This is a genomic window from Mesorhizobium sp. M0938 (assembly GCF_040319125.1).
GTDB classification, from domain to species: domain Bacteria; phylum Pseudomonadota; class Alphaproteobacteria; order Rhizobiales; family Rhizobiaceae; genus Mesorhizobium; species Mesorhizobium robiniae.
In genome coordinates this window covers 179663-206658 of the sequence record NZ_JAMYNS010000005.1, presented here as the reverse complement: position 1 = coordinate 206658, position 26996 = coordinate 179663, and the positions used below count along the sequence as shown (strand labels likewise).

At 60.8% G+C, this 26996-nt stretch carries 28 protein-coding genes; 16 read left to right on the top strand and 12 right to left on the bottom strand.

Translation table 11 applies throughout. From position 1 onward, the window contains the following. Nucleotides 1–12 precede the first annotated feature (12 nt). A complete protein-coding gene (locus NKH73_RS10905; RefSeq protein WP_352931115.1) occupies nucleotides 13–366 on the bottom strand; it encodes a hypothetical protein in 354 nt (117 codons plus the stop codon). Between the two features lie 688 nt (nucleotides 367–1054). On the opposite strand from NKH73_RS10905, the gene NKH73_RS10900 reads away from it, so the two are divergent. The 8 genes from NKH73_RS10900 to pqqE all read left to right on the top strand — a co-directional run bounded on the left by NKH73_RS10900 (nucleotide 1055) and on the right by pqqE (nucleotide 8624). Further along, on the top strand, nucleotides 1055–2956 hold the full coding sequence (locus tag NKH73_RS10900; protein WP_352931113.1) for a methanol/ethanol family PQQ-dependent dehydrogenase: 1902 nt from the start codon (nucleotides 1055–1057) through the stop codon (nucleotides 2954–2956). 174 nt (nucleotides 2957–3130) lie between these two features. Then, entirely contained in the window at nucleotides 3131–3655 is a 525-nt protein-coding gene (locus NKH73_RS10895) for a c-type cytochrome, methanol metabolism-related (RefSeq protein ID WP_352931111.1), read from the top strand. Then, nucleotides 3627–4520, top strand: coding sequence for a quinoprotein dehydrogenase-associated putative ABC transporter substrate-binding protein (locus tag NKH73_RS10890; protein WP_352931109.1), 894 nt, complete (start codon nucleotides 3627–3629; stop codon nucleotides 4518–4520). The genes NKH73_RS10895 and NKH73_RS10890 overlap by 29 nt, the downstream gene beginning before the upstream one ends. A 28-nt stretch (nucleotides 4521–4548) precedes the next feature. Continuing rightward, entirely contained in the window at nucleotides 4549–5106 is a 558-nt protein-coding gene (locus NKH73_RS10885; RefSeq protein ID WP_352931536.1) for a PQQ-dependent catabolism-associated CXXCW motif protein, read from the top strand. A gap of 416 nt (nucleotides 5107–5522) precedes the next feature. Next, nucleotides 5523–6458: a pyrroloquinoline quinone biosynthesis protein PqqB gene (gene pqqB / locus NKH73_RS10880; RefSeq protein ID WP_352931107.1), complete on the top strand. Its 936-nt coding sequence runs from the start codon at nucleotides 5523–5525 to the stop codon at nucleotides 6456–6458. Continuing rightward, on the top strand, nucleotides 6455–7213 hold the full coding sequence (gene pqqC / locus NKH73_RS10875) for a pyrroloquinoline-quinone synthase PqqC (RefSeq protein WP_352931105.1): 759 nt from the start codon (nucleotides 6455–6457) through the stop codon (nucleotides 7211–7213). The genes pqqB and pqqC overlap by 4 nt, the downstream gene beginning before the upstream one ends. After that, a complete protein-coding gene (gene pqqD / locus NKH73_RS10870) occupies nucleotides 7210–7506 on the top strand; it encodes a pyrroloquinoline quinone biosynthesis peptide chaperone PqqD (protein WP_352931103.1) in 297 nt (98 codons plus the stop codon). Before pqqC ends, pqqD begins: the two co-directional genes overlap by 4 nt. After that, on the top strand, nucleotides 7503–8624 hold the full coding sequence (gene pqqE, locus NKH73_RS10865; protein ID WP_352931101.1) for a pyrroloquinoline quinone biosynthesis protein PqqE: 1122 nt from the start codon (nucleotides 7503–7505) through the stop codon (nucleotides 8622–8624). Before pqqD ends, pqqE begins: the two co-directional genes overlap by 4 nt. Nucleotides 8625–8633: 9 nt before the next feature. On the opposite strand, the gene folP is transcribed toward pqqE, so the two are convergent. Next, nucleotides 8634–9467 carry a dihydropteroate synthase gene (gene folP / locus NKH73_RS10860; RefSeq protein ID WP_352931099.1) on the bottom strand — a complete coding sequence of 278 codons (834 nt, stop codon included), beginning with the start codon at nucleotides 9465–9467 and terminating at the stop codon, nucleotides 8634–8636. A 105-nt stretch (nucleotides 9468–9572) separates the two neighbouring features. Here folP and NKH73_RS10855 point away from each other — a divergent pair, with 105 nt between their 5' ends. Then, a complete protein-coding gene (locus NKH73_RS10855) occupies nucleotides 9573–10049 on the top strand; it encodes an SRPBCC family protein (RefSeq protein ID WP_352931097.1) in 477 nt (158 codons plus the stop codon). Between the two features lie 24 nt (nucleotides 10050–10073). Beyond that, on the top strand, nucleotides 10074–10490 hold the full coding sequence (locus NKH73_RS10850; RefSeq protein WP_352931094.1) for a GFA family protein: 417 nt from the start codon (nucleotides 10074–10076) through the stop codon (nucleotides 10488–10490). A 187-nt stretch (nucleotides 10491–10677) separates the two neighbouring features. Here the strand turns inward: NKH73_RS10850 and NKH73_RS10845 are convergent, their stop codons facing one another. Further along, nucleotides 10678–11847, bottom strand: coding sequence for a DUF930 domain-containing protein (locus tag NKH73_RS10845; RefSeq protein ID WP_502893895.1), 1170 nt, complete (start codon nucleotides 11845–11847; stop codon nucleotides 10678–10680). A 573-nt stretch (nucleotides 11848–12420) separates the two neighbouring features. Between NKH73_RS10845 and NKH73_RS10840 the strand changes: the two genes are divergently transcribed. The 6 genes from NKH73_RS10840 to NKH73_RS10815 all read left to right on the top strand — a co-directional run bounded on the left by NKH73_RS10840 (nucleotide 12421) and on the right by NKH73_RS10815 (nucleotide 16506). Then, nucleotides 12421–13167: a response regulator gene (locus tag NKH73_RS10840; RefSeq protein WP_352931533.1), complete on the top strand. Its 747-nt coding sequence runs from the start codon at nucleotides 12421–12423 to the stop codon at nucleotides 13165–13167. Continuing rightward, nucleotides 13164–14654, top strand: a complete 1491-nt coding sequence (locus NKH73_RS10835) for a HAMP domain-containing sensor histidine kinase (protein WP_352931092.1) — start codon at nucleotides 13164–13166, stop codon at nucleotides 14652–14654. The genes NKH73_RS10840 and NKH73_RS10835 overlap by 4 nt, the downstream gene beginning before the upstream one ends. A gap of 85 nt (nucleotides 14655–14739) precedes the next feature. Next, on the top strand, nucleotides 14740–15321 hold the full coding sequence (locus NKH73_RS10830; protein ID WP_352931090.1) for a class I SAM-dependent methyltransferase: 582 nt from the start codon (nucleotides 14740–14742) through the stop codon (nucleotides 15319–15321). Nucleotides 15322–15327: 6 nt separating this feature from the next. Further along, nucleotides 15328–15612 carry a DedA family protein gene (locus tag NKH73_RS10825; RefSeq protein WP_352931088.1) on the top strand — a complete coding sequence of 95 codons (285 nt, stop codon included), beginning with the start codon at nucleotides 15328–15330 and terminating at the stop codon, nucleotides 15610–15612. Nucleotides 15613–15632: 20 nt separating this feature from the next. After that, complete coding sequence (locus NKH73_RS10820; RefSeq protein ID WP_352931086.1) at nucleotides 15633–15869, top strand: DedA family protein; 237 nt, start codon at nucleotides 15633–15635, stop codon at nucleotides 15867–15869. Between the two features lie 67 nt (nucleotides 15870–15936). Next, nucleotides 15937–16506, top strand: coding sequence for a cytochrome b (locus NKH73_RS10815; RefSeq protein WP_352931084.1), 570 nt, complete (start codon nucleotides 15937–15939; stop codon nucleotides 16504–16506). A 166-nt stretch (nucleotides 16507–16672) separates the two neighbouring features. On the opposite strand, the gene NKH73_RS10810 is transcribed toward NKH73_RS10815, so the two are convergent. The 9 genes from NKH73_RS10810 to NKH73_RS10770 all read right to left on the bottom strand — a co-directional run bounded on the left by NKH73_RS10810 (nucleotide 16673) and on the right by NKH73_RS10770 (nucleotide 26993). After that, nucleotides 16673–18112, bottom strand: a complete 1440-nt coding sequence (locus tag NKH73_RS10810; protein WP_352931082.1) for an NAD(P)-dependent oxidoreductase — start codon at nucleotides 18110–18112, stop codon at nucleotides 16673–16675. Between the two features lie 59 nt (nucleotides 18113–18171). Further along, nucleotides 18172–19437, bottom strand: coding sequence for an NAD(P)/FAD-dependent oxidoreductase (locus tag NKH73_RS10805; RefSeq protein WP_352931080.1), 1266 nt, complete (start codon nucleotides 19435–19437; stop codon nucleotides 18172–18174). 17 nt (nucleotides 19438–19454) lie between these two features. Beyond that, the gene (locus tag NKH73_RS10800) at nucleotides 19455–20237 is read right to left on the bottom strand and encodes an HpcH/HpaI aldolase family protein (RefSeq protein ID WP_352931078.1); all 783 of its coding nucleotides are present in this window, start codon (nucleotides 20235–20237) and stop codon (nucleotides 19455–19457) included. 16 nt (nucleotides 20238–20253) lie between these two features. Next, nucleotides 20254–21948, bottom strand: a complete 1695-nt coding sequence (locus tag NKH73_RS10795) for a GMC family oxidoreductase (protein WP_352931076.1) — start codon at nucleotides 21946–21948, stop codon at nucleotides 20254–20256. Nucleotides 21949–21963: 15 nt separating this feature from the next. Next, entirely contained in the window at nucleotides 21964–23442 is a 1479-nt protein-coding gene (locus tag NKH73_RS10790; RefSeq protein WP_352931074.1) for an aldehyde dehydrogenase family protein, read from the bottom strand. Between the two features lie 97 nt (nucleotides 23443–23539). Then, nucleotides 23540–24400: an amino acid ABC transporter ATP-binding protein gene (locus tag NKH73_RS10785; RefSeq protein ID WP_352931072.1), complete on the bottom strand. Its 861-nt coding sequence runs from the start codon at nucleotides 24398–24400 to the stop codon at nucleotides 23540–23542. Beyond that, the gene (locus tag NKH73_RS10780) at nucleotides 24397–25053 is read right to left on the bottom strand and encodes an amino acid ABC transporter permease (protein WP_352931070.1); all 657 of its coding nucleotides are present in this window, start codon (nucleotides 25051–25053) and stop codon (nucleotides 24397–24399) included. Before NKH73_RS10780 ends, NKH73_RS10785 begins: the two co-directional genes overlap by 4 nt. A 74-nt stretch (nucleotides 25054–25127) precedes the next feature. Then, nucleotides 25128–25970 (bottom strand): transporter substrate-binding domain-containing protein, encoded by an 843-nt coding sequence (locus NKH73_RS10775; RefSeq protein ID WP_352931068.1) that lies wholly within the window; start codon nucleotides 25968–25970, stop codon nucleotides 25128–25130. A 30-nt stretch (nucleotides 25971–26000) separates the two neighbouring features. Continuing rightward, complete coding sequence (locus tag NKH73_RS10770; RefSeq protein WP_352931066.1) at nucleotides 26001–26993, bottom strand: proline racemase family protein; 993 nt, start codon at nucleotides 26991–26993, stop codon at nucleotides 26001–26003. Between the last annotated feature and the right edge of the window lie 3 nt (nucleotides 26994–26996).

Genomic DNA, 26996 nt, shown 5'->3' with positions numbered 1-26996 from the left:
TGCGCAACGCGTTCAAAAGCAGCGCACGTCTGCTTCCGCCTGCGCGCGCTTCAGTTCAGTGCCGGCGGCTTTCGCCGGCGCGCTTTCGCGAAACAGTCCCGAACGTTCCCCCGTCGTCAGGGACATGCTCTTGAAGGTCTCGGCCCTTTCATAATGCTCGAAGGGAACGATCGAGGCGATGACATCGATCGAGCAGGAACAGCTCTCCAACGCCCGACGGGTCTGGCCGTTCGTCTGCATGCAGCCGAGTACATACTCGACAACCGTCGCTGTCGGATAATCGCCGGCGGCGCCGGCCGGATTTGCGAATGCCAGGGCCGATGTAAGCAACAGCGGCAAGGCCGAAAAGCCGACATGTCTGATCATGCAGAATCCTCCTATTGGCCTGGACGCGATTTATCGAGCCTGATGGATCGGCCCCCTTCGGTCGAGACAGATCCACCACACCAGTTGGCCTCGTACCACCACCCCGGTCAAGCTCTCATGCCCGGCGTATAGTACCAAAGGAGCAATGCCTTGCCGGCCGGCAAAATGCCTCTCAGATGACGCGTTCATCCGCTCCGAATCCTGGTGTTGGCGTTCATTTCATGCCGCTCTTACTATCGCCACCCGGAGCGACGGGCGCATACTTAACGCCATAGGCTCTAGTGAATATTACTAAATAAAAATCGATACATTTGGCCAAAAAAATACGCAAAACATGGCAAGTTATATAAATCCTCCCTTTGTCACAGTCGATCAATAGCTTTATGTATGAGTTTTTTTATATTTATTTCTCTATATTGCAGTGCAACATAGACGGAAGTGATTTTTCTTGCCATCCGCCTGGGGATGACATAGCTTCATCCTGTTTCCGGCTTCAAGGGCGTCACCGTCATTAGGGAGCGGCGACAGTCTTTCGTAGGCCAAGTGGGATGGGCAGTAACGGTGCCCTCTGCTCATTCGGCTTAGGTCGTGACACGCTGCCGGAAATACTTCCCCCACATGAATCGCTTGGGCAAGCCCTCGTGGGCTCAACGGACGATTCGTCATTGTGAACCCTGGGAGGACTTTGATGCGTGTATTTGCGAAAACTGCCTACCTACTAACGACCGCGGCGCTCATGTCGTTCGGCGCGGTCCACATGACTTCGGCCAACGAAGAACTAATGAAAATGGCCGAAAATCCCAAGGACTGGGTGATGCAGACGGGTGACTACGCCAACACCCGTTTTTCCAAGCTTAACCAGATCACCAAGGACAATGTGAAGAACCTGCAGGTCAAGTGGAGCTTCTCCACTGGCGTGTTGCGCGGCCATGAAGGCGGGCCGCTGATCATCGGCGATGTGATGTATGTCCACGCGCCGTTCCCCAACACCGTCTACGCTCTCGATCTCAACAATGACGGAAAAATCCTCTGGAAATACGAGCCCAAGCAAGACCCGAATGTTATTGGAATCATGTGCTGCGACACGGTCAATCGTGGCGTCGCCTATGGTGACGGCAAGATCATTCTCAACCAGGCAGACACCACCGTCGTGGCGCTCGATGCCAAGACCGGCAAGGTCGTCTGGTCGATCAAGAACGGCGAGCAGACCGATGGTGGAAAGGGCGAATCCGGTACGTCAGCACCCGTAGTCATCAAGGACAAGGTGCTCGTCGGCGTCTCCGGCGCTGAATTCGGCGTTCGCGGCTGGTTGGCCGCCTACAATCTGGCAGATGGCAAGCTCGCCTGGAAAGCCTATTCGGAAGGTCCGGACGCAGACACCCTGATCGATCCCGAAAAGACCACCCATCTCGGCAAACCTGTCGGAAAGGATTCCGGCACGAACACCTGGGAAGGCGAACAGTGGAAGACAGGCGGCGGCACGACATGGGGATGGTATTCCTATGATCCCAAGCTGAACCTGGTTTATTATGGTACCGGCAATCCCTCGACATGGAACCCGGTCCAGCGCCCAGGCGACAATCGCTGGTCGATGACGATCATGGCTCGCGATGCGGATACTGGTGTTGCCAAATGGCTCTACCAGATGACCCCGCATGACGAGTGGGACTTTGACGGCATCAACGAAATGATTCTCGTTGATGGCATGGAGGTCGGCGGCGCCAAGCGCGACGTGCTGGTGCATTTCGACCGCAACGGCTTTGCCTACACCATGGATCGCGCCAATGGCGAGCTTCTCGTCGCCAAGAAATACGATCCGGCAGTGAACTGGGCGACGGAAGTCAACATGGACCCCAGCAGCGACCAATATGGCCGCCCGCAGGTCGTGGCCAAATATTCGACCCAGCAGAACGGCGAAGACACCAACACGACGGGCATTTGCCCGGCGGCGCTTGGAACCAAGGACCAGCAGCCGGCGGCCTATTCGCCGAAGACCGGCCTGTTCTACGTACCGACCAACCATGTCTGCATGGACTATGAGCCTTACAAGGTGAGCTACACCGCCGGCCAGCCCTATGTGGGCGCCACCGTGTCGATGTATCCTCCCCCTGGAGGTGAAGGCAACATGGGCAACTTCATTGCCTGGGATGCTGCCAAGGGCGAGATCGTCTGGTCGAAGCCCGAGCAGTTCTCGGTATGGTCGGGCGCGCTGGCAACCGACGGCGATGTCATCTTCTACGGCACGCTCGAAGGCTACATCAAGGCGGTCGATCATGACGGCAACGAACTCTACAAGTTCAAGACCCCGTCCGGCATCATCGGCAACGTCACGCCCTACGAGCACAACGGCAAGCAGTACATCGCCGTTCTGTCCGGCGTCGGCGGATGGGCCGGTATCGGTCTGGCAGGTGGACTGCTTTCGCCCGATAACGCCGCCGCCTGGCATGGCGCCGTCGATCAGGGCCGTGCGCAAGGCGACGAGGCCGCGGTCGTTGGGACTGCTGGTCTGGGTGCGGTCGGTGGCTACGCAGCACTTGCCGACTATACGACGCTGGGTGGCCAGCTCACCGTCTTCGGTCTCCCGGACTGATACACGGGAGCCTTAGGCATGCCTCGGGTCAGTGACCCAAAGGCTTGAAAACCGAGAGCCCGGATCACCGGGAAGCCAGGACCGGGCTCTCGATTTCGCCGCGCCCCAAACATCGATCAATGCTGCTTCACGACAGAAAACTCCGTGTGCGTGGCAAATGAAGGAAGACACTGAATGTCCGTTCGCATTGTAATTTCCGCTCTCGCCCTGGCTCTGCTGCCTCTGGCAGCCTTAAGTCTCGCACAAGCCCAGGACAGCGCGGAAAAAGCCAAGGTGGTGACGGAAGAGAACGGCAAGTATTTCGACGCGGAGGGAAATCCGACCTTCAAGATCGAAAACGGGACCGTGGATTGGTACACGTTCAGCGGTTACCGCCGCTATCATTCCGATTGCCATGTCTGTCACGGACCGGACGGTACAGGTTCGACCTATGCGCCGGCCTTGGTCAACAGCCTGAAAACCATGGATTACGCCACGTTCCTCTCGATCGTCGCCGAAGGCCGCAAGGATGTCGGCGGCGGCAAGGAGAACGTCATGCCTGCCTTTGGCGACAACAAGAACGTCTATTGCTACATGGACGATCTCTACGTCTATCTCCGTGCCCGCGCCGACGGTGCGGCGCCCCGCGGCAGGCCGCCGAAGAAAGCAGACAAGCCACAGGCAGCGAAGGATGCCGAAGCATCCTGTATGGGTGGATGAAATGATTGGCCGTGAAGCGTTGAAGCTGCGTTTTGTCTTGCCGATCCTCGGCGCACTCGCCTTGCTGCCTTCGAACGCCCAGGCGCAAGGCGCCGGGCTTGGTGCGGCGGGAGAACTGGTCGACCCCGACATTCTGCGCGTCTGCGCCGATCCTTCGAACATGCCCTTCACCGACAAGAGCGGCGAAGGCTTCGAAAACAGGCTGGCCGAACTGGTTGCCGCGAAAACCGGTCGGAAGTCCGTCGCCTACACATGGTTTCCTCTTGTTGCCGGCTTCGTGCGCAACACGCTGGCCGCCAACCGATGCGACATCATCATGGGCTATGCCCAGGGCGATGAGCTGGTGCAGAACACCAACGCCTACTATCGCTCCTCCTATGTGCTGGTGCACCCGAAGGGCAACGGCATGGAAGGCGTCGAGACGATCGAAGATCCCAAACTCACCGGCAAAAGGATCGGCGTCGTCGAAAGCACGCCGCCGACTGCCAACATGGCCGCCAACAAGCTCTTGCGAACGGCAAAAATATATCCGCTGGCCGTGGATACACGCCTCACCCCTTCCATGGGCGAGGTCATGATCAAGGACATGCTCGCCGGCAAGATCGACGCGGCGGTCATTTGGGGACCGATGGCAGGCTACTATGCCAAGCAACTCGGCGCCGATCTCACGATCGTTCCGCTGGTGAAGGAAAAGACCGGCTCGCGCATGTCCTACCGCATCACCATGGGCGTGCGTCTATCCGACCAGGAATGGAAGCGGACGCTCAACCGGGTGATCCGGGAAAACCAGGCGGAGATCACCAGGATTCTACTGGACTACAATGTGCCGCTGATCGACGAACACGACAATCCGATCACGCAATGACGATACCGGTATGGGGGACGATACCGGTATGAAGGGAAAGGAGACGATTTTGCTGGTGGCTGCGGGCCTCCTGGGTCTGACCCAACCGATGTGGGCTGGCGATATCGCCGAGCCCGGCGGCTACCGCATGGACGACTATCGGGCGCCGGTGCCGCAGACGCTGCAAGGTGCAAGGGTGGTGACGACGGCAGAGGCGGAGGCGCTGTGGCGGGAGAAGAAGGCTGTGTTCTTCGACGTCATGCCGAACACGCCGAAGCCGGCCAATTTGCCGGCAGGAACGATTTGGAGAGAGGCGACCAGAAAGGACATCCCGGGCAGCATCTGGCTGGCCAATGTCGGTTACGGCGCTATCTCCGAGGAGACCGCCAGCTATTTTCGCCAAGGCCTCGCGGCCGAAGCCGGTGCCGACAAATCGCGTGCTATCCTGTTCTACTGCATGACGAATTGCTGGATGTCCTGGAATGCCGCGAAACGGGCCATCGAATGGGGCTACAGTTCGGTGATCTGGTATCCGCTCGGCGCCGATGGATGGGGACGCGCAAACCTTCCGCTGGAGGAGAAGAAGCCTTACGTGATTGGCAATTGAGCATGAGCATTGTTATTTTCGATCGTCTTGTTTTTTGATTTTTCAGAACCTACCGTTTCATTTGTCCATTTTGAGAGCTGATGGACGAGCCATTGCAATGGTGCCCAGCAATGGTTGACTGAGAAAAGGATCGGCCCCCTTCGGGCTGGTAGAAGAGGAGAAATGCCATGAAGAAGAGCTGGACGAAACCGACCATGTGCCAAGTTGCTGCGGGCTTCGAAATTTCGCGGTATCTGCCTGCTGAAATTCCTCCCAAGAAGTAGGCCGCAGAGGTGCGTGTCCCCGGCAACGGGGACACGCACTTTCTTGCCGCGCAAGATCTTCATGGAAGGCGTTGGCGCGTTCGATGCGGGCGCGAAGCGATTCACGGCCAAAAATTTCCTGCTGGTTGAACGAGCCGCAGAGCGGGCATTGCAATGCGCTTGAAGATCATCGGCTCGGCGGCAGGCGGCGGCTTTCCGCAGTGGAATTGCAACTATCGCCTGAGCCGCGCGGCTCGCACCGGGGTGGCTGGCGTGCATTCGCGAACCCAATCGAGCATCGCCGCGTCAGTGGATGGGGCCGGCTGGGTTCTGTTCAACGCCTCACCCGATATCCGCCAGCAGATTGCGCAAACGCCTGAATTGCAGCCCGCGCACGATGCGCCGCTGCGGTCGACGCCTATCCGTGCGGTGGTGCTGACCAATGCCGATGTCGATCATGTCGCCGGCCTGCTCAGCCTGCGCGAGCGGCAGCCTTTCGCTATCTATGCAACGACACAGGTTCTGGCGACGCTGGACGCGAATTCGATTTTCAATGTTCTCGATCCGTCGCTCGTGCCGCGGCGCATCTTGCCGCCGGCAAATGAGCTGGCGATCTGCGACGCAGACGGCCACGACACCGGCGTGGCTGTCGAGAGCTTTCCCGTGCCCGGGAAGATAGCGCTCTATCTCGAGGAAAAAAGCCAGCCGGAGGCCAATTTCAGTTCCGACGCCGGCGACACGATCGGCGTGCGTATCGCCGGCGGCAGGCGCGGCTCCGTCTTCTATATTCCGGGCTGCGCGCGCATCGATGCGACCCTGCGTACGCGTCTGGCCGATGCCGCCTGCCTTCTGTTCGACGGCACGGTCTACACGGACGATGAGATGATTGCTGCCGGCGTCGGCCAAAAAACCGGGGCGCGCATGGGACATCTGGCAATGTCGGGAGACGCGGGCTCGATCGCCGGCTTGGCCGATGTGAGGATCGGCCGCCGTGTCTTCGTCCACATCAACAACACCAACCCTGTCCTGGACGAGAGTTCCGCCGAACACGCAGCAGTCAAAGCGGCCGGCTGGGAAGTCGCCTACGACGGGATGGAGATGAGATTTTGAGTGATTTCCACGACGCGGCCAGGAACGGCCTGTCCTCCAGCGGGCTCGAAGCCGTGCTGCGTCAGGTCGGTGCCGAACGCTATCACAACCGCCATCCTTTCCATCACAGGATGACCAGCGGTGCGCTGTCGAAGACGGAGATGCAGGCCTGGGCGCTGAACCGCTATTGCTACCAGGCTGTCATTCCGCGCAAGGATGCCATGATCCTCGCACATGCCGAGGACCCGGCGTTTCGCGCCGCCTGGCGCAAACGCATCGAAGACCATGACGGCGAGGACGGCTGGAGCGGTGGTATTGCACGCTGGCTGCATCTGGCGACGTCGCTCGGTCTCGATGCCGATGCGGTGAAGAGCGAAAGGCTGGCGCTGCCGGCGACGCGTTTCGCGGTCGGCGCTTACCTCTCCTTTTGCACCAACCGGACGCTGTTCGAGGCGGTCGCCTCATCGCTGACCGAGATGTTCTCGCCGCTCATCATCGGCGAGCGGGTGCCGGCGATGCTGGCCAAATACGAGTACATCACCGAGGATACGCTGGCCTATTTCAGCCGACGGCCCGAACAAGCCTCGCGCGATGCCGACTTCGCCCTTGCCTACGTGCTCGGCCATGCCGACACGGCGGAGCGCCAGCAGCAGGCGATCGATGCGCTGGTGTTCAAATGCGATATACTATGGACCATGCTCGACGCGCTTCAACACGCCTATGGCGAGCCGGGGAACATCCCGCCCGGCGCCTACCGTCCGGAGGCAGCCCCATGATGGCGCTGCGCGAAAGAGTTTTGGTGTCGCAGCAGTCGGTGCCTTCACTGCCGAAGCACGTGCGCATACAGTACGACCCCGTGCGGCAGGCCTTCGCCGTGCTTTCGCCGGAAAAGGTATTTTGGCCAAACGACATCAGCCTCGACATATTGCGCCGCTGCGACGGGCGGTCCACGGTCGGCCACATCATTGCCGACCTTGCCGCGGAATATGACGCCGAACAGGAGGCCGTGGCCGCCGACGTCGTCGCCTTCCTGCAGGAATGGTCGGACAAGCTGCTGGTGAAGCTATGAGCGAGCCCCTTCTCCCTCCGATCGGCATGCTGGCGGAATTGACGCATCGCTGCCCGCTGCAGTGCCCTTATTGCTCCAATCCGCTCGAATTGCTGAAGGCCAATCGCGAACTCGATACACAGACCTGGCTCGACCTGTTCTCGCAGGCCGCCGATCTCGGCATTCTCCAGGTGCATCTGTCCGGCGGTGAACCAACGCTGCGCCGCGACCTCGAGCAATTGATCGCCGGGCTTTCGGCGCGCGGCGTCTACACCAATCTGATCACCGCCGGCGTCGGCATTGCCGAAGGCCGCATCGAGGCGTTTACCGAAGCCGGGCTCGACCATCTGCAGCTGAGCTTTCAAGGCGCACGGCCGGCGACCACCGACCGCATCGGCAACCACAAGGGCGGCCACGAAAAGAAGCTGGAGACGGCACGCCGCGCCCGCGCGGCCGGCCTGCCGCTTACCATCAACGCGCCGATCCATCGCCACAACATCGAGGAAGTGCCCGAGTTCATCGATCTGGCGCTTTCGCTGGGCGCGGAGCGGCTTGAGATCGCCAACGTGCAGTATGCCGGCTGGGCACTGACCAATCGCGATCAACTGATGCCCGAGCGTGATGCGGTCGACCGGCAGGCGGAGATCGTCGCGGCGGCGCGCGAACGGCTCACCGGCATCATGAACATCGATTTCGTCACGCCGGATTATTTCGCCATCTATCCCAAACCGTGCATGGGCGGCTGGGCGCGCGACGCCTTCATGGTGACGCCGGACGGCACCGTGCTGCCATGCCATGCCGCACAGACCATCCCGTCGCTCAGCTTCGAGCGTTTTGGACCGCGCAGCCTGGCCGATATCTGGACCGATTCGCCGGCCTTCAACGCCTTTCGCGGCACCGACTGGATGCAGCAACCCTGCCGCAGTTGCGAGCGGCGTGAGATCGACTGGGGCGGCTGCCGCTGCCAGGCGATGGCGATCGCCGGCGACGCCGCCGCGACGGACCCGGCTTGCGCGAAATCGCCGATCCATGCGCGCATGGCAATGCTGATCGACGAAGCCCAGCGTGCCGCGGCAGTTCCTTCGCAGGACGAACAATTCGTCTATCGGCGGATCGGTGTGGTGACCGAGCCCGCCTGACGCGCTCTTCTATTCCATGGTCTCGCGCTCGCGCACGGCGTCGGCGAAAGCCAGCGCATCGCGATTGACCGCGACATTGTGCACGCGAAAGATCGAGGCGCCCTTCAACCGCAGGATGACGCTGGTCGCCGCTGTGCCGACGTCCCGCCCCTCGTCACTTCCGCCGACCAGGTGACGGGCAAGACGCTTGCGAGACGTGCCGACGAGTAATGGAAAACCGAGAGCGCGCAACTCCCCGAAGCGAGCCATCAGCTCAAGGTTTTCCTCACCATCCTTGGCAAAGGCGAAGCCCGGATCCAGCACGATGCGGTCGTCCGGAATGCCGGCGCCGCGCGCGATCTCCAGCGATCTGTTCAGGAACAGGAATTGGTCGGCGATCACATCCGCCAGTTTTTCGCGGCCGCGCCCGGTGTGCATGATGATGAGGCCGGCGCCGGTTTCCGCCGCGACATGCGCGATGTCGGGTTCGCGCTGCAGCCCATGCACGTCGTTGACGATATGTGCGCCGGCCGCGACCGCCAGACGCGCCGTCTCGGCCCGGTAGGTGTCGACCGAAACCAGGCTGCCGCCCTCGGACGACAGCGCCTCGATGACCGGGAGGATGCGTGATTGTTCCTCCCGCGCGGAAACAGCGCCGGCGCTGGGCCGGGTGGACTCGCCACCGACGTCGATGATCGCCGCGCCCTCGCCGATCATGCGCCGCGCCTGCTGGAGTGCCCGCTCCGGCCGATCGAATTCTCCCCCGTCGGAAAAACTGTCCGGCGTAACGTTCAAAATCCCCATCAGCAACGATTTCGCGCCAAGATCGAGATGCCGTCCATGAGCAAGCTGCCAGCGCGCCATGCATCAACCTTCCGTCTACCAGAAGCCATTCGCGACACGATTGTCACTCACACGAGTCCGGTTTCCCCATCTACCTACACTCATGCAATAAAAAGGAACGCAGCAATGACCAAGGAAACGACCAGCTTTACTTATACCACCTATATCGTCTCGACCCCGGGAAAGGTGTTCGAGGCCATAACGAAACCAGACCTCGCACGGCGCTACTGGGGCCACGAAAACGTCTCCGACTGGAAGCCCGGTTCGAGATGGGAGCATATCCGCGCCAACGATGAACGGACCGTCGAACTCGTCGGCGAGGTGGTCGAGGTCTCCCTGCCGACCCGTCTCGTCATCACCTGGGCAAACGCCTCGCAGGCGTCCGATCCGGCGAGCTACAGCCGGGTAACCTTCGAGCTTGAGGCGTATGAGGCCATGGTCCGGCTGACCGTCGTCCATGACGAACTCGAAGCCGGCAGCGGCATGGCGAATGGCATCAAAAAGGGGTGGCCGATCGTCCTCTCCAGCCTGAAATCCTTCCTCGAGACGGGTCAGGCGATCGATGTCTTCGCGAAGCCGCGCGCGTCCGAACTGGCGGCCTGACCCCCCACACAAGGAGCCGAGCACATGAGCACTCTCTACACCGGCGGATGCGCATGCGGCGCGGTTCGCTACGAGGCAAAGGCAGCCCCCATCTTCGAGAACCACTGCCACTGCCGCGATTGCCAGAAAAGAAGCGGCACCGGTCATGGATCCTATCTGACGTTTTCGTCGCGAGCGGACGTGACGATCACCGGCACGACGACGGAGTGGCGTGTCGCGGCGGACAACGCAAATGTGAAAATCCATTCCTTCTGCCCGGTCTGCGGAACCCCGGTCTACCTGACGTACACCGCGATGCCGGACCCGATCACGGTCCATGCCGCAAGTCTCGACGATCCGGGCCAGTTCAATCCGACCGTGGTGACCTACGGAATCCGAGCCCTCCCCTGGGACAAGATGGAGACCGGGCTGAAGACCTTCGACAAGATGCCATCAGGCTGACCGGCATCGGAGCTGACGGCTCCACGGCAATTCCGGTGGAGACCACTGGTCCGCGACTGGCCACACTCGAATCACGGTGACAGTGCATTTTTTGCCATGCTTGCTCGGCTGTGTGTGTGAGCGGAGCGTCGGCGATGCGGACGACCCTGTTTCCCCGGGAATGCTCTAGTAGCTTCCCCGGAATGCTCTAGTAGCGAATAGGTAGTCCAAGGCGGGCCCATTCGTCGGGCGGGATAGCAGGTCCGACACGGAAGGTGAAGGACGAGACACTTGTCGCATTGGTGTCGACCTCGCACCGGAAGCTCAAACGGTACCATGTTGTTCGCGCGTGGAAAGCGGCTTTCGGGACGTCGAGGACATTACCCGTCTTCAGCGGAACAAGTGGCACGAGGTCGGGAACATAAGAGGCGTCCAGCAGTTGCTGCTGCAATGCGCTGGCGCAGAGTTTGGCGGCCCGCTGATCGCGAGGCATGTCGGCCATCGAGGTCGTGGCGATTGCATCACCTGTAGCGCCCTGCGAATAGAGCCTGCGGACACCCGGAAGGTCCGAAAACGCCCGCGATGCAGCAACGGCCACGTCTGTGGAGCTTGGCCTCCTGGCGCTCCCACTTCCGGACCTCGATACCTTTGCAGGATTGGATTTCGGCGTATTTTCGGGTCTGGGCTTCGGCGCTTCCGCCAACGCGGGAAGCTCGATCTCGCCGTTGCCGCCGGAAGCAGCCAACGGCGGTGCTGCTGCGGCTGTTTGTTTGTCAGCGTCGGGGGCCCCCGCCTTCTGTTTGTCTGCTTGCTGGTTGCTTACGTCTTGGCTTGAAGTTGCCTGCTTCTCCACATCCTGTGTGGGCTCCGTGTCCTTCGCCGACCCGGCAGATTTGTTCTCTGCATCCTTAGGCACGACAGGCGGCTTCGAATCGTTATCCTTGGCCGGCGGCGGGGAGTTGTCTTGAGCGCTGCCGCCGTCCAGAGATTTCCTGGGGCCGGTATCCTTGTCGCCGAACTGAAAAACAGGCTTCAGGACCTCGATTGTCGACTGCTTTTGCGGCGGAGGTGGCTTTTCAACATTCTGCTCGGGCGGTTTTTCTACCTTCGCTTCCGGCGGCTTTTTGGCCTCGGGCTTCTTTGGAGACGGCGCTGGAGCAAGTTTCGATTTTGGCTGATCGGGCGGAGGCACGAGTGCGACATTTACCGCTTGCTCCTCCTGCGGCTGTTGGGGGTAACTGGGCAGGCTGTAGACCAAAAGCGCGGCGATGAACGCATGCAGGATCAGCGATGCGGGAAAGCCCCACAGCAAAGTCCAACGCCGCTCACGTATCTCGTCCTTCATCCTGACCGATGTGGGATGAAATAGCGGCGGCATCAAGCATAGCCGCCGGATTGGTGCAATTTAGCCGCTGGACAGGTTAGTCAACCACGCGCGGGCCGTCAAAGCGCGCGCACGGTCGGACTGAGGTTGTGTCCATGAAGCTGCCACCTGTTGCGACACGCGCACCCCCGAGGAAACTTCTGGCACCAAGCTCGAGGCAGGGCGAACCCAGTTGCGGGGCCACGTTTTGCGCTCAAAGCCCGATTTCCTCGTTTCCTGTCGCTACCGCCTCCGCCGGAGTTTGAGTCGCGATGCGCATGCTCGGGAAGCAAGTTCTTTAGGCGTTAGCGCAGCTGATCCTTGCATCCTGCTGGTCGCTACTGATCGGGCAAAAACAATCACCTGTTGAGCGAGCGATGCTCCGTCACTTGCCGCCGCCTACGGCATCACGGTAGCGCGAGAGGAACAGATCGATATTCCAAACGACAATCATCTCCGCCATGTGGTGCGGTAGAGGTGCGCTGGCTCTTAACAAAACTAAATACCTGCGGAGGTGACAAGGACTGCCGTTGCATGGGAAAATGTTGAATAGAAAAGGCCCAAGGCCGGAGAAAACCCGTGATTTTCATGACCACCCGGCAAAAGCATGTAGCTGCTGCGCCTGACGCGATTATTCGGGTTCTTCTCGTCGAGGATGACGCCGAAATTGCAGCAATGTTGATCGAGATGCTGGCCGAGAATGGCTTTCAGGCGATGGCGACCGAATCCGCCACAGACATGGACCGTGTGATGCGCCGACAAGCCTTCGACCTGATCATCCTCGACGCCATGCTGCCCGGCGAGGATGGTTTCAACATCTGCCGGCGGCTGCGTGCATCGGCTGTGACACCGATCATCATGTTGACGGCGCTCGGAGATGATGTCGATCGCATCATTGGGCTCGAACTCGGCGCAGACGACTACATTACAAAACCGTTCAACCCCCGGGAACTGATTGCGCGCATCCGTAGCTTGATGCGCCGCTCGTCCTATGGCGCTGAGCGCCGCGAACGCCGACAGCCGCTGACTTTTGCCGGATGGCGCATCGATCCTGTGTCACGCGAACTGCGTAGCCCCGAAAACGTCCATGTCTCCATGACCACAGCAGAATTCGACGTGCTGTTGGCATTTTGCCTCAACCCAGGGCGAGTGCTGACACGCGAGCAATTGCTTGCCCTCACCCATGCCGGTCTCGCCGGCCCTGTCGAGCGCAGTATCGACGTTCATGTCAGCCGTGTTCGTCAGAAGATCGAACCGAATGTCCGAGAGCCCAGCTTCATCAAGACGGTTCGGCTGGGCGGCTATATGTTCACCCCAGAAGTAGATCCGCTATGATCGCTACCTGGTTTCGATCTGGCCCGATTCGCAGGCAGATTACCGCTCTGGCCATAGGCCCCATAGTTCTACTGGCGCTTGTCGTCATCCTGATCCAGCCATTGGCGCCCACGGCCCATGAAAGCACCTCCTACGCGGAGAGGATCGCGATCACAATCGAGACCGTCATCGGCCAGGTGCAGGTATCCGATGCACCCGGCCAGATCGCCGCAATCCTCGAAGCGGTCAGCAAGACAGGGCTGAGCGTCGAGGTCGTATCGGCGGACGAACTCAATGGCCCGCCCCAGGACGTGGTTGCCACCGGAGATGTACGAAAGCTCGTTCAGGGAATTCTTTCCCCTTCGCTGCGCGCGGTGCTACGCGACAAAACTCGGGACGGCGAGCTTTCCAATGTTCTCGTCACGCAGGTGAACAACGATACCGCCCTGGCTTTCGCGCCCACGCCCAGCGGTCCGGATCCACTGATCAGCGATAAGCAGATCAGTTTCATGCTGAAGGCATTGGTGGCCATCCTGCCGGTCATGCTGTCATCCTACTTTGCCGGGTGCATGATAACACGGCCGTTGACGCGCTTTGCCGATGCAGCGCGGTCGCTCGACCCGGACCAAGGCCGGGATCGTCCGTTCGAGGGGGGCGGATCGCTGGAGATGCGAGTGCTCGCGACGTCGCTCAACGACATGCGCGACCGCCTCCGCAGGATGATCAACGACCGCACCCACATGTTACGGGCCATCAGCCACGACTTGCGAACACCACTGACGCGGCTGCGGCTCAGAGCTGAGCACTCAGTCCAACCTGATCTGCGCATCGCGATGCTGAGGGATATAGAGCGCATCAACGACATGATTGAGGAAACGCTGACCTACCTCAGCAGGAATGTTAACGCAGAGGCACTGGTAAAGGCCGATCTTCCGAGCCTCGTTGAAACCGTTTGCGCAGATTTCGCCGATGTTGGTTTTACGGTGACCTACGAGGGGCCGGATCGCTTTGCCTATCTGTGTAAGCCGCGAGCTCTAACGCGTGCCATCTCGAATTTGGTCGATAACGGCACGAAGTTTGCCGGCGCGGTTGCAGTGCGGCTTGTCACCTATTCAGATGGAGCCGTGCAGATTGTTGTTGCCGACAGCGGCCCAGGCATTTCGGCGAATCTGCGCGAAAAGGTGCTTGAGCCATTCTTCAAGGCGAGCAGCGCTCGCCCCGCCAACGGCCCCGGGGGATTTGGCCTCGGCCTCTCCATTGTCAACGACATTGTGCGCGGCCACGGCGGCTCGATGCAATTGCTCGCCGGAACCCCAAGCGGCTTGACGGTCCGCGTCAATTTACCGGCAACGATCGACAGCACAGCCACATCAGTGGAATCGCGAAAAGCTGGCAGCCAGCAACCGTTGCCGAAGTTTGAGCCGATAGTTCTGTGGCCTTTTGCCCCCGAATATTCGGCGGCGAGCAAGGCTGCTATCAAGGCTCTGATGGCCAGCAATATCTCTTAACATCACTTGAAATATGCCACCGATTTCTTCGGTAGCCTCTCCTTGATGGGCGATTTTGTTCGCCGCGAAATCATGGAGAGTCGACTTGTCAGACACGATTTCATTCTTTCGGGCCTGGATGTCGAATCCGCTCGGCGTTGCGTCGATCGTTCCGTCCGGGCAAGCCCTCGCGGAAGGAATTACCAGGGAGATTGGCTTCGACCAGGCTCCTGTCATCGAGCTTGGGCCAGGCACCGGTGTATTCACCCGGCAATTGATAGCCAACGGCGTGCCGGAGGGCCGGTTGGTGTTGATCGAGTACGACGCCAACTTCGCGACCTTGCTGAGAAGCAGGTTTCCAAAGGCGACCGTATTGCAAGCGGGTGCTGCAGCGGCGTTGGGCGAGCAGTTCAAGGTCGGGAAAGCCGGTGCGGTGGTCAGCGGTCTGCCCATGCTCTCGATGCCGACGCGGCAGGCGTTCGCCATACTCGACGGGGCATTCCGTAATCTCCGTCAGGGAGGTGCGTTCTATCAGTTCACTTACAGCATGCGCTGCCCAGTTTCGAACTACGTGCTCGATCAAGTGGACCTCAAGGCCCAGAGGATCAGATGGGTTCTCGCCAACGTGCCTCCAGCACAGATCTATCGGTTTACCAAAAGGCGGCCACGTGGCGCCGAACAGGTGTGACCCGTCATGGACCAGTCCCTTTTTGCAGCCATCGTCGGTTGCGGCATGGTCGGCCTCGTGCTCTTCACCTTCGCCGAAAAGTTCGTGCCGATGTTTCCGTCATCGGCTTTCCTGATTTTCGTCGGAGTAGCCGTAGCGGCAGATCCCACCGACGCCTGGTTGTTTTGGCTCTCGACCACAGCGGGCTCCACGCTCGGCGCCGTGGCGATGTATTCGCTGGGACGATTTGTCGACGCTCAAAGGATTCGTCGTTCATTCAGCGCTTCGGCCGATACGCACTTTTGCCGATGAGTCGCTACGATCATCTTGTAATGGTTTACCGACGCAGACAATTTCCCATCACGCTTTTTGGCCAGGTCATACCTGTCGTCCGCAACTATCTGGCGCTCTCCGCGGGCACGGCCGGCGTTACCTTCCTGCCCTTCCTTGCAGCAACGATGATCGGCGTAACGCTTTGGAATACGCCCTTTATCATTCTTGGATACCTCCTGAGCACCTGGGCAGAGAGCAGCTTCCCTCAAATCGACGCGGAAGCATTCTTCCAATGATGATCGTTGGAATATTCACATAAGCAAGAGACTTTTCTTGATTCAATTCCGCCCGAGGCGAGAGTCGATGCTCATGGTTACGAGTAATATTATTATTAGGCAAACGACCCGCTATACGAAAACTGCCATCTGGCTGCACTGGGTCACCGCTGTTCTCATGCTGTTCATGCTATTTATCGGTCAGGGTTATATGAAAGTGCCACGTGGCGCATCTCTCGCAGGATGGGCACCTTCGACCCATGCGTCATTTGGGATTGTGATATTGCTGCTTGGCTTGGCGCGTCTGCTATGGCGACTAGGAAATCCACCACCTGCCCTGCCCCGAACGGTGCCCCGCTGGCAGGTTTTGGTATCGCACGCCACCCATTGGGCGTTTTACGCATTGATGGTTGCCATTCCGGCGACGGGACTCCTGGCCATTGTGCCATATGGCGCTGAACGGCTGAATGTTGAGCACGTAACGTTCTTCAAATTGTTTCCAGTCGCCTTCATGCCCAACCTGGGACATTGGACAGGCAATGTGCACTGGCTCTTGTTTAGAGTGGCGAAATTATTGGTGATCGTGCACATCTTGGCTGCTCTGAAACACCAGTTCTGGAACAAGGACGGACTTTTGGCACGACTGCGTCCGATGTGATTGCAGGTCGGGCCAAGGAAGCAACGTAACGTCGCGCTCCTTTCGTCACGTTGAAGAAAGGCAATCCCGTTCTGAGCACGCGGAACTGGCGACCCGAAGAAGAGACCTGATTAGTGCAGACCCAAAAAGCATTGCCCGCTGGCTCACGCTACCCTGAAGTAACGCATTAGCGATACGGACCTCTAAGGTTCGATCTTTCGACACTTAGGCAAAGGCGATTTATCAGCCGGACAAGTTCTTCGCCTTGTTCAGCGACGATCTGGCCGCGCTCGTGCGGATACGCGTCTGAAAGAGACCTCCATAACCGGGATTGCCGATCACAAAGATCAGTCAGTTCCGAACATTGCTGCACCGTCAATTTCAAAAGATCACGTGCCGTCACCGGTCCGATGCCAGAGGGCGTCGTCGCCCCAAGGGAAAAATAGCCCGGCGGCACGCTGCCTTTCGCATTTGTAACGGTTTTGCGACAGATGACATCGAACAGCTGGTCGACGGCCTGTTTAGCGCCGGCGACGCGAGAAGGATGGTCCGTATCGGCCGCGGCATGCGGCAGAAGCTCAAGCTTGGCACCGTGTCTTTCGACAAGATCGAGATAAGGCAGCATGGGGCCGGACAGGCTGCCGGTCGAGGCATCCTTGAACAGATCGGCATCGATCGCGGCGTGGCGTAGCCGGCCCGAGGACAAGGCGTCATCCAGAGCCTCGATATCGACAAGCTCGCCGCGGTCGTAGTTGACCAGCACCGCGCCGCTCTTCATGCGGGACAGGACTTCCGCGCCGACGAGCCCGGCATTGGTGTAGCGGCCGGTCTGCCCATCCTGCTTGCCCAGGCCGACATGGACGCTGAGCACGTCGGCACCATCGGCCGCCTCGGCCGGGCTTGACGCATACGCAAAACCCTCGGCCTCGATCCAGTCCCAATGCCGCGGCCGTGCATGGATCACCACGCGCATGCCGAAGGCGCGGGCAAGCTTGGCGACCTCCCTGCCGATATTGCCGTAGCCGATGATCGCGATCGTCTTGCCTTCGAGCTTTTCGGTCGGGAAGTCGCGCAGATCCCTGCCGGTGTCGAAGGCGCCGCGCCCCACCCGGTCGTGAAGCATGTCGACCGGCAGGTCCGGCAGCACTTTCAGGATCGCCTTCATCACCATCTGCGCGGTGGCGCGGCTGTTGATGCCGGGCGTGTTCATCAGTACCGCGGTGCCACCCTCGCCGCTGCCGCCGCCCCATGAGTGCGAACCCATATTGCCGGTACCGGCGCCGATCCGCACGCCGGCCAGCGGAAAGACGGTTTCGGCAGGCAGGAAGGTCGCGGCGGCGATGACGGCGTCATAGCGTCCGTCACCGGCGGCTTCGATCAGCTCTTCCCGGGTGCTGAGGTCCGGCTGATAGAAAAAATGCACCCGGCCCTGCTCCAGGCCCGCGCTGTCTCCAAGGGCAGCGGCGTGGAAGCGGCCGCCTTTGGCTTCGATATGTGCTCGAACTTCACTCGGGTCAGGCTTGCCGTCGGGCCCGAAGCGCAGGCCGACAAGATCGCAGATCAGCACGGCGTAGGCGCTTTGCGGATCGATTGGCTCCGCGGGCTGAGTATAGGTGTTTGCGGTCACGTCGGTTTCCCCATGCAAGAACGGAAAGGCATGCTGGTGTAGCAGCGCGCTCTGAACAATCAGAACCTATCCGCCCGGAAGGGCATAAGATCGATCGCCGGCGGCAGACCGGCGGCAAGCTGCGACACGATCTTGCCGGTAACGGCGCCTCCGATGAGGCCCTGATGGCCGTGGCCGAAGGCGTAGATGACGTTCTTGGCACGCGACGCCCGGTCGATGACCGGAATGCTATCGGGCGTGCCGGGACGATGGCCCATCCAGCGCGTGACCTCGCCGACCTCCAGCTTCCTGAACATCGGCCTCGCCTGCGTCAGGAGAACATCCGCCCGGTTCATGTTCGCGGGCGCCTTCAGTCCGGCGAACTCGACATTGCCGGCGATCCGCAGGCCATCCTCCATTGGCGAAGCGACGAACTTGCGGTCGGCCGAAATGGTCTGGATGCGCAGGCCCGTATCGGCACCCCTGACCATGACGTGGTAGCCGCGCTCGGTCTCGAGCGGAATGCTGTCGCCGAGCTTGCGGGCAAGATCGCCCGACCAGGCGCCGGCGCAAAGCACCACGGTCTCGACCGGCATGCGCCCGCCACCTTCCAGCCGCAGCGCCGAGGGTTCATTCGCCGCCATCTCGAAGCCGATCACTTTCTCCCTGATGAAGCGGGCACCCTGTCGTGCCGCGTACTCGGCAAGCTTGGCGACAAGCCGGCCGGGATTAGAACACTGCCCCTGTTCGGGCAGATAGACCGCACTCTTGAAGATCGGCGCCAGGGCTGGTTCGAGCTGGCGGATTTCGTCGGCATCGAGGATGTCGACCTTGACGCCATGCTCGCGACGCAGCCCCAGGCCATAGGCGCCCTTCGACGGTCCATCGGCCGTCTCGTGGACGAAGAGCTGGCCGCGCTTCTGCAAAAGGTCCTCGCAGCCGGCGGCCTTGATCAATGGCTCGTAGCACTCGAATGTATAGCGGTGCAGCGACCGCATCGCCGCCGATATCTCCTCGACGCGAGGCTTGCGGCTGGCGGCCAGGAAGCGCAGCAGCCAAGGCAGCGCGTGCGGCAGGTAGGCCAGCCGGACGATCAATGGTCCTTCCGGATCCATCAGCCATTTCGGCACGTTGCGCAGCACGCCCGGCATCGAATTGGGGATGCAGGATCCTGGGCAGATGCCGCCGGCATTGCCGAAGGAACACTGCTCCTCCGACCCCGGCAAGGCTGGATCGACCACTTCGACGGCAAAACCCTGCTCAAGCAAATAGTTTGCGGTGCAAACGCCGATGATGCCGGCGCCGATGACCGTCACCTTGCCACGCCGGGTGCTTGCCGATGTCATGATGATCGATCCGCTGATCAGGGTGCGATTGCGCTCGGCGTGCCGGCGCGGAAGGCCGGCAGCGAACGCGCCACCATCTGCTGCAGCATGCGGAAATCGGAGAGATAGGCCATGAAGCGGTAACCCAGCTTTCGCATGTCGACACCATAAGCGACCGAGCCGCAATGGATGCCCGGAATGACGCCGGCTTCCTTGCACTTAGCGGCGATGTATTCGATCGCCTCGTAAACTGCCGGATAGCGCGGATCGAAGCCGGGCGCCTCGCCCATAGTGACCGCAAGGTCCGACGGGCCGACGAAAATGGCATCGAGGTTCGGCGTCTTCAGTATTTCTTCCAGGTTCTTCACCGCCTGGTCGCTCTCGATCATCGCCATGGTGATGATAGTGTCGTTGGCGTGCTGGAAATAATCCGCGCCGGCGTAGAGCGATGCGCGCAGCGGGCCGACGCTGCGGCCGCCCTTGGGGAAGTAGCGGCAGGCCTTGACGAAGGCATCCGCTTCCTCGGCGGTGTTGACCATTGGGCAGATCACACCATAGGCGCCGGCATCGAGCACCTTGCCGATGATCGCCGGATCGTTCCACGGCACGCGCACCATCGGCGTCGTATCCGTTGTCGAGATTGCCTGCAGCATCGGCACCGCGTCGACATAGTCGGTCGCGCCATGCTGGAGGTCGACGGTGAGCGCGTCCCAGCCCTGCTGGGCCATCAGCTCCGCCGAGATCGACGACGGGATGCCGAGCCAGCCCGTCACCACTTCGCCACCAGCGGCCCAGATATCCTTCACCTTGTTCGTGCGCATAGTTTTGAGTCCTTTGCTATTGTCGGGAATTCAAAATCAGGTCCGCCGCCTTTTCAGCGATTGCGATCGTCGTGATGTTGGTGTTGGCGGCGACGATCGTCGGCATGATCGAGGCGTCGACAACGCGCAGGCCCTGCACGCTGCGCACGCGGCACTCGGCATCAAGCACCGCCAGCGGATCGCCGTCGGCGCCCATCTTGCAGGTGCCGGAGACATGCCAGCCCGACCAGACGGATTGCTTGACCCAATCGGCGATCAGCTCTTCGTTGTTGAGCATTGTGTGGATACGGTCGGTGGTGCCAAACTTGCGCCTGAGCAAGGTCTCGCGGAAGAAGGGCGCATAGTCGAACAGATAGGCAGCGGTCGCTGTCTTGACCCAGTTCCACGGCTTGCGGACGCTGAGCGCGCGGGCTTCGTCGCTGTAGCCGGCAAGGAACCATGTGTTGACATGCTGCCGCACCTCAGGCGCTTCCATGATCCTGCAAATGCGCCTGAAGCCGTCGACCAGGCGCATCAAATCGCGTCCGTCGGAGGCCATGTTCAGATCGACGATCGGCTCATCGGTCTGGACCGCCGACTTCAAGGTGACGGTGCCGCGCGAATAGGATTTGTTGACACAGACATTGAGCGCGCCCATCGCCTTGCCAAGTGGGTGCCAGCCGGCGCGGTTGACCGGCATCAGGAGCATGTCACCGGGATGGCAGCCGGCATGGTTCGAGGAGTATCTGACGCCCAGAAAGATGTGCCGCCGCTGACCAGGCTTGAGGCGCGCGGATTTCTTGAAATGCGCGCCGACGGCCAGATGCGGATGATCGGTCAGGTTCTCGCCGACGCCCGGGCGGTCGGCGACCACGTCGATGCCCAGCCGCTTCAGCTGCGCCGCCGGCCCGATGCCGGCGCGAAGCAGGATGGCTGGCGAGTGCAGGGCACCGGCTGAAACGATCGTCTCGTTGGCGTTGTAAATCCTCGTATGGCCATCAATGGTCACCCTGACCCCGGTGAAGCGGGTCCCCTCGCTCACCAGCCCTTCGACGAAAGCGTTGGCGAAGATGTGCAGGTTCTTGCGAGCGCGCACCTCGGCGTCGAGATAGCCGATCGCCGTCGACACGCGACGGTCGTTCTCATTCGACAAAGGCAACGGGAACGATCCGTCCTCGAAACTGCCATTGTAGTCGGATCGGTAGGGATACTCGGCTTCCGTCTGCTTGAGGACGGATTTGGTGAACCCGGCCCAGTCCTGCGGAAAAACGCGGCGGATCGGAATCCGCCCGGTCTTATTGTGAAGTTCGCCATCGAAATCGAGGTCGCGCTCAAGCTTCTTGAGGTAGGGCAGCATGCCGTCCCACCCCCATCCTGGAAGGCCGAGCTGTTGCCACTCGTCATAGTCGTGCGGCAGGCCGCGCACCGCGAACTGACCATTGATGCTGGAGCCACCGCCCATCACCTTGGCCTGTTCGAGCTTGGCCGTCTTGACCACTTGCGCGTTCTGCTTCGGCGAGCGGTTGAAGACGCGCAGCTCCGTCCAGTGGTATTTCGGGTCGAAGTAGGAAAGGCCGGGATAGCTGTCCGCGATCACATCGGGAACATCGTCCGGAGGCGTATCCGGCCCCGCTTCGAAAAGCGCCACCTGCCGGGTGCCGTTTTCCGAAAGACGGCTGGCAAGCACGGCTCCGGCCGAGCCGCCACCGACGATGACGTAATCGAATTGCATAGGAATGCGCTCGCTTCAGGCGTAATTGGCCCAGACGGCCTTTTGGCGCAGGAACGCCTCGATACCGGCACGACCCATATCCTTGCCGAAGCCGGAGCCCTTGTAGCCGCCGGCCGGATAGGTGAATTCCGGGCCACGTCCGTGTTGGTTGATCCAGACCATGCCGGCCTCGATCGAATCCGCGGCCTTGAGTGCCTTCTTCAGGTCCGTGGTGTGGACGCTGGCGGCAAGCCCATAGACCGGGTGCGCCGCCTGGGCGAGGCCATCCTCGAGATCGGCAAAGGTGCGCACCGTCAAGACCGGACCAAAAAACTCTTCCTTGAACCCGACATTGTCGTCGGCGACGTTCTCCAGGATCGTCGGTGCATAGAAACTGCCCTCGTTGCGGCCCTCCAGCACCGTTCCGCCGGTGACGACGGAGGCACCCTGACTGATGCTGCCGCGGACCATCATGTCGATGCGCTCAAGCTGTTTGCGGCTGATGATCGGAGCGAAGGTCGTCGCCTCGTCCCAGGTCGGTCCGGCCTTGATGGCCTTGGTCCGCGCGATGACGAGTTCGACAAGCTGGTCCGCTATCTTGTCCTCGACGATCAGCCGAGAGCCCGCCGTGCAGACCTGACCAGCATTGTCCATGAAGGCCGCCGCGACGCGGCCGGCTACTGCGTCGATATCCCCGGCATCGGCCAGCACCAGTTGCGGGCTTTTGCCGCCGAGCTCGAGTGTGACGGGCTTGATACCGGACTGGGCCGCCAGCGTCATGATCGCCGCACCCGTCTGCGTCGAACCAGTGAACGAGATCTTCAGGATGTCGGGATGGCGCACGATCGCCGCCCCGGTCGTGTGACCGTAGCCATTGACGACATTGAACAGTCCTGCCGGAACGCCGGCTTGGGCAGCAAGCTCCGCCAGCGCCAGCAGGCTGTGTGGGGTCAGTTCGGATGTCTTCATCACCACGGCATTGCCGGCGGCCAGCGCAGGGGCAAATTTCCAGGCAGCCGTGATCATCGGGAAGTTCCAGGGAACGATCGCCCCGACAATGCCATAAGGCTCGTGCTTGACGATGCTGAGCGCATTCGCCTCGGTCGAGGTGACCGCGCCTTCAATCTTGTCGCAGAACTCGGCGTAGTAGCGCACGACGCCAGCCGTGCGCACCGCATCGCGGGTGATGGTCATCGAGATCAGCCGGCTCGACCCTATCGCTTCCAGCTGCCCAAGGTAGGTGGCATTTTGTTCGATCAATGCCGCGAAACGCATGAGCACCGCAGTGCGATCGCGCGGCGCGATCTTCGCCCAGCGGCTTAGCGCCAGTGCCTTCTTCGCGGCGTCGACCGCTTGTTGCACCGCGGCTTGGCCACCGTCGGTGATCAGGCCCATGTGCTGAAGGTCGGAGGGCCTGAGGACCTCGATCTCGGTACCGGGCAATTCCATGAATTGGCCACCGATGTGATGCCCCCTTGGGACAGCGATTGTGGCGGGATCGAAACTCAGCGTCATTGATATCTTTCCTTCTGCGGCCAGATCGAGAGGTCCGCATGAACCGGCGCGGTCCCTTTGCCGGCGATGGCCTGTTTTGGTGTGAAGCAGCGTGCCTTCAGCACGCCTTCTTTGCTTCACGAGCCTCGAGGAACGGTCGAAGCAGATCCGCCGATTCATGGAAGCGTCCGACAAAACTCTGTAGACGCGGGTGTTCGGGATGCAGCAGCACCTTGGAGGGCGGCCCCTGCTCGGCGACCAGCCCCTGATCGAGAAACACCACCCGATTGGCAACCTCGAAGGCAAAGCCCAGCTCATGGGTGACGATCACCATGGTCATGCCGCTCTTGGCCAGTTCGACCATCGCCTTCATGACTTCGCCGACCAGTTCAGGATCGAGCGCTGAGGTCGGCTCGTCGAACAGCATCACCTTCGGCTGCATGGCCATGGCCCTGGCAATCGCGACGCGCTGCTGCTGGCCACCGGAAAGCTGGCGCGGGTACTTTTCCACATGCTGCGCCAGACCCATCAGGTCGAGCAGCTTCAGCGCCGTCTGACGAGCCTGTTCCTTCGGTTCTTTCTTGACGATGACCGGGCCTTCCATGACGTTTTCGAGCGCCGTCATGTGCGGAAACAGATTGAACTGCTGGAACACCATGCCGGTCTTCGAGCGTATCCGGTTGACTTCCTGATTGGGTATCTGGGAACCGGACAAGCCGTCGGCTTGCTTGTGAAACAGAACCTCGTCGTCGATGACGATGCTGCCGCTGCTTGGCATGTTGAGCAGGTTGATGCAGCGCAGCAGTGATGTCTTGCCCGACCCGCTGGCGCCGATCAGCACGACCACCTCGCCTTCGATGACCGAGAGGTCGATGCCGTTCAGCACGCGCTTGTCGCCGAACTTGAGGCAGATGCGGTCCAGCCGCAGCACCGGCTTGCCGTTCTTCTCCGGCGCAGGGGCATTCGATTGGATGCTCATTTTACGCTGGCCCCGCTCTTTTCGAGTTTCCGGGACAGCAGCGTCAGTGGAACCAGGATAATCAGGAAGATGGCGCCGACGGCGGTGTAAACTTCCATCGGCCGATAGGTGAAGCTCGAGATGTAGCTGGCTTGGTAGAGAAGGTCGGGGACCGTTATCATCGACAGCAATGTCGTGTTCTTCATCTGGATGATCGACTGACCGGCGAGCGGCGGGATCATCTTGCGAAAAGCCTGCGGCAGTATGATCCGGCGCATGCGCTGGCCATAGGACATGCCGATGGCAGTTGCCGCATCGGTCTGGCCGGGGTCGACCGACTGGACGCCGGCGCGCAGAATTTCGGCGTAAAAAGAGCCGACGTAACAGCTCAGTCCGATGAAGCCGGCCCAGAATTTCGTGACATTTATGCCGGCGAAGATCGGAAAGGCGTAATAGACCCACAAAAGTGTGACGAGCAGCGGAATGTTGCGGAAGAACTCGACGTAGATCTGGCCAAGAACGATCAGCGGCCGGAAGGTGCTCAGCTGGATAAGCCCGATGAACAGGCCAATCAGCATGCCCGCAGCGATCGTGATCACGGTGAAGTAGAGCGTCATCAGGAGGCCCTGCCAGAGCAGCCCGATATTGTTGGTTATGACGGTATAATCAAACATGGTGTCCTCACTGGTGCGATGCACGTCCAGTGGTGGCCTGACCGCCGCGCCACGTGGCGGTCAGGCTGCTGCAATCAGAAGGAGAAGCCTGCCGGAAGGATCGACAGATCGATGCCGCGGGCTTCCCAGGAGCGGGCAAGCTTGCCCTGGGCAAGGCCGAGCGAACGCTCCTGCAGGACCCAGTTCGTAAGGAAGTTGATGAAGCCGGCATTGCCGGGCTTGCGTGCAACGGCAAGCGTTGCCGGATTGCGCAGGATCGGCTCGGGAAGCGAGACATTGCCGATCTTCTGGTTGGTGATCTGCAGCGCATCGAAAACGGACAACACAACGCCATCGGCGCGGCCAGCCTGGAGCTCCATCAACGCCAGGCCACGATCTTCCACCGGCGTGATCTTGGCCTTCGGCAGCAACGCTTCGGCAACGACCTGCATAGTGCTGCCCTTCTGCACGACGACGGTCTTGTCAGGCGAGTTAAGCTCGGCCCAGGTCTTGACCGGCTTATCGGGGGGCGTCAGCACGGCCCAGGCGTCGGTGAACAGCGGCTCCCACAGATAATCGACGACAAGACCGCGCTTCGGGTTCGGATTGACGCCAATGGCGATGTCGATCTTGTTGGACTGGAAGTCGGCGGCCAGATTGCCCCAGGTCGTCTCGACAGGCTCGAGCTTGACCCCGAGCTGGGTCGCGATCTCGCCGAGGAATTCGTAATAGAAGCCGCTCCACTGGCCCGTCGCCGGATCCTTGATGTAGCCCGGCTCTTCACCGGTCATTACCGGAACCTTCAGCACGCCACTGGCGCGGATCTGATCGATGACAGCCGACGGGCTGTCGTCCGCCGAAGCGGCGATGGGCGCCGACAGCAGGCCGAGACCGATGGTCAAGGCGGCTATGAACGTACGAATGACAGTGAGTTTCATTTCATTCCCCTTTTCTGAGTTGTTGATTGGTTAGCGGCTTAGGAAGCCCTGCGAGAGAGGATCGTCTTTCTCGAAGAAGATGGTCTGGGTCGAGGTGATGAAGGCGGCGCCTTCGATCTCGACAACCACGGCTTCACGACCTTCGGCCTGGACGCGGCCCTGCAGACGTGCCTCGAACGGAATGCCGAATATGTTCCTGGCATGGTAGGTCTGGTCGGGGCCGATCAGCCCCTTCTGCAGCAGATATGTCAGGCGCGCGGAGGTCCCGGTGCCGCAGGGCGAGCGATCGAACTTGTTGGATTCCAGGACAAGAAAATGCGTCGCCGAACTCTCGCTGTCGGCATCGTAGAAAAGCACGCTCGGCGCGGCCGGCCCCGCCAGCAGTGGCAGGTGCTGCGTTGCCGCCTTGATCGCGTCCTTGATCCTTGCACCGGCTTGCATCAAGGCCGACGCATTGTCCGGAATCAGTTTGAACCCGAGTGGGGCCGCGTCCACGAGCGCGTACCACATGCCGGCATAGACGATCGCGGCATTGACCTTGCCGACACCCTCTGCGGATACGTTCAGACGCTCCAGCCCAACATAGCTTGGGACATTGGCTATCCGCACGCGGTCAAGCGAGCCATCTTCTTTCCAATTGAGATGCACCGTGACGATGCCGGCCGGTGTTTCCAGCGTGAAACTACTGCCCATGTCAGCATTAATCTGCCCGGTGAAGGCCAGCGTCCTGGCAAAGCCGATTGTGCCGTGACCGCACATGTCGAGATAGACGTAGGACGAGATGAAGAACGCGCCGTAATCGGCAACATCCGACGGGACCGGCACGAGGCCGACCATGGCTGCATGGCCCCGCGGCTCATGCAGCAGTGCCGGGCGAAGATGATCGAAATGCTGGCGGAAATGGTCTCGTTTCCCGCGCACGCTCGAACCGATGAGCTTCGGGACACCGCTCAGGATGACTCGCGTGGGGTGACCGGCCGTGTGGGAATCGATGACGCTGAACGCTGACGAGAAGGTGGACACGGA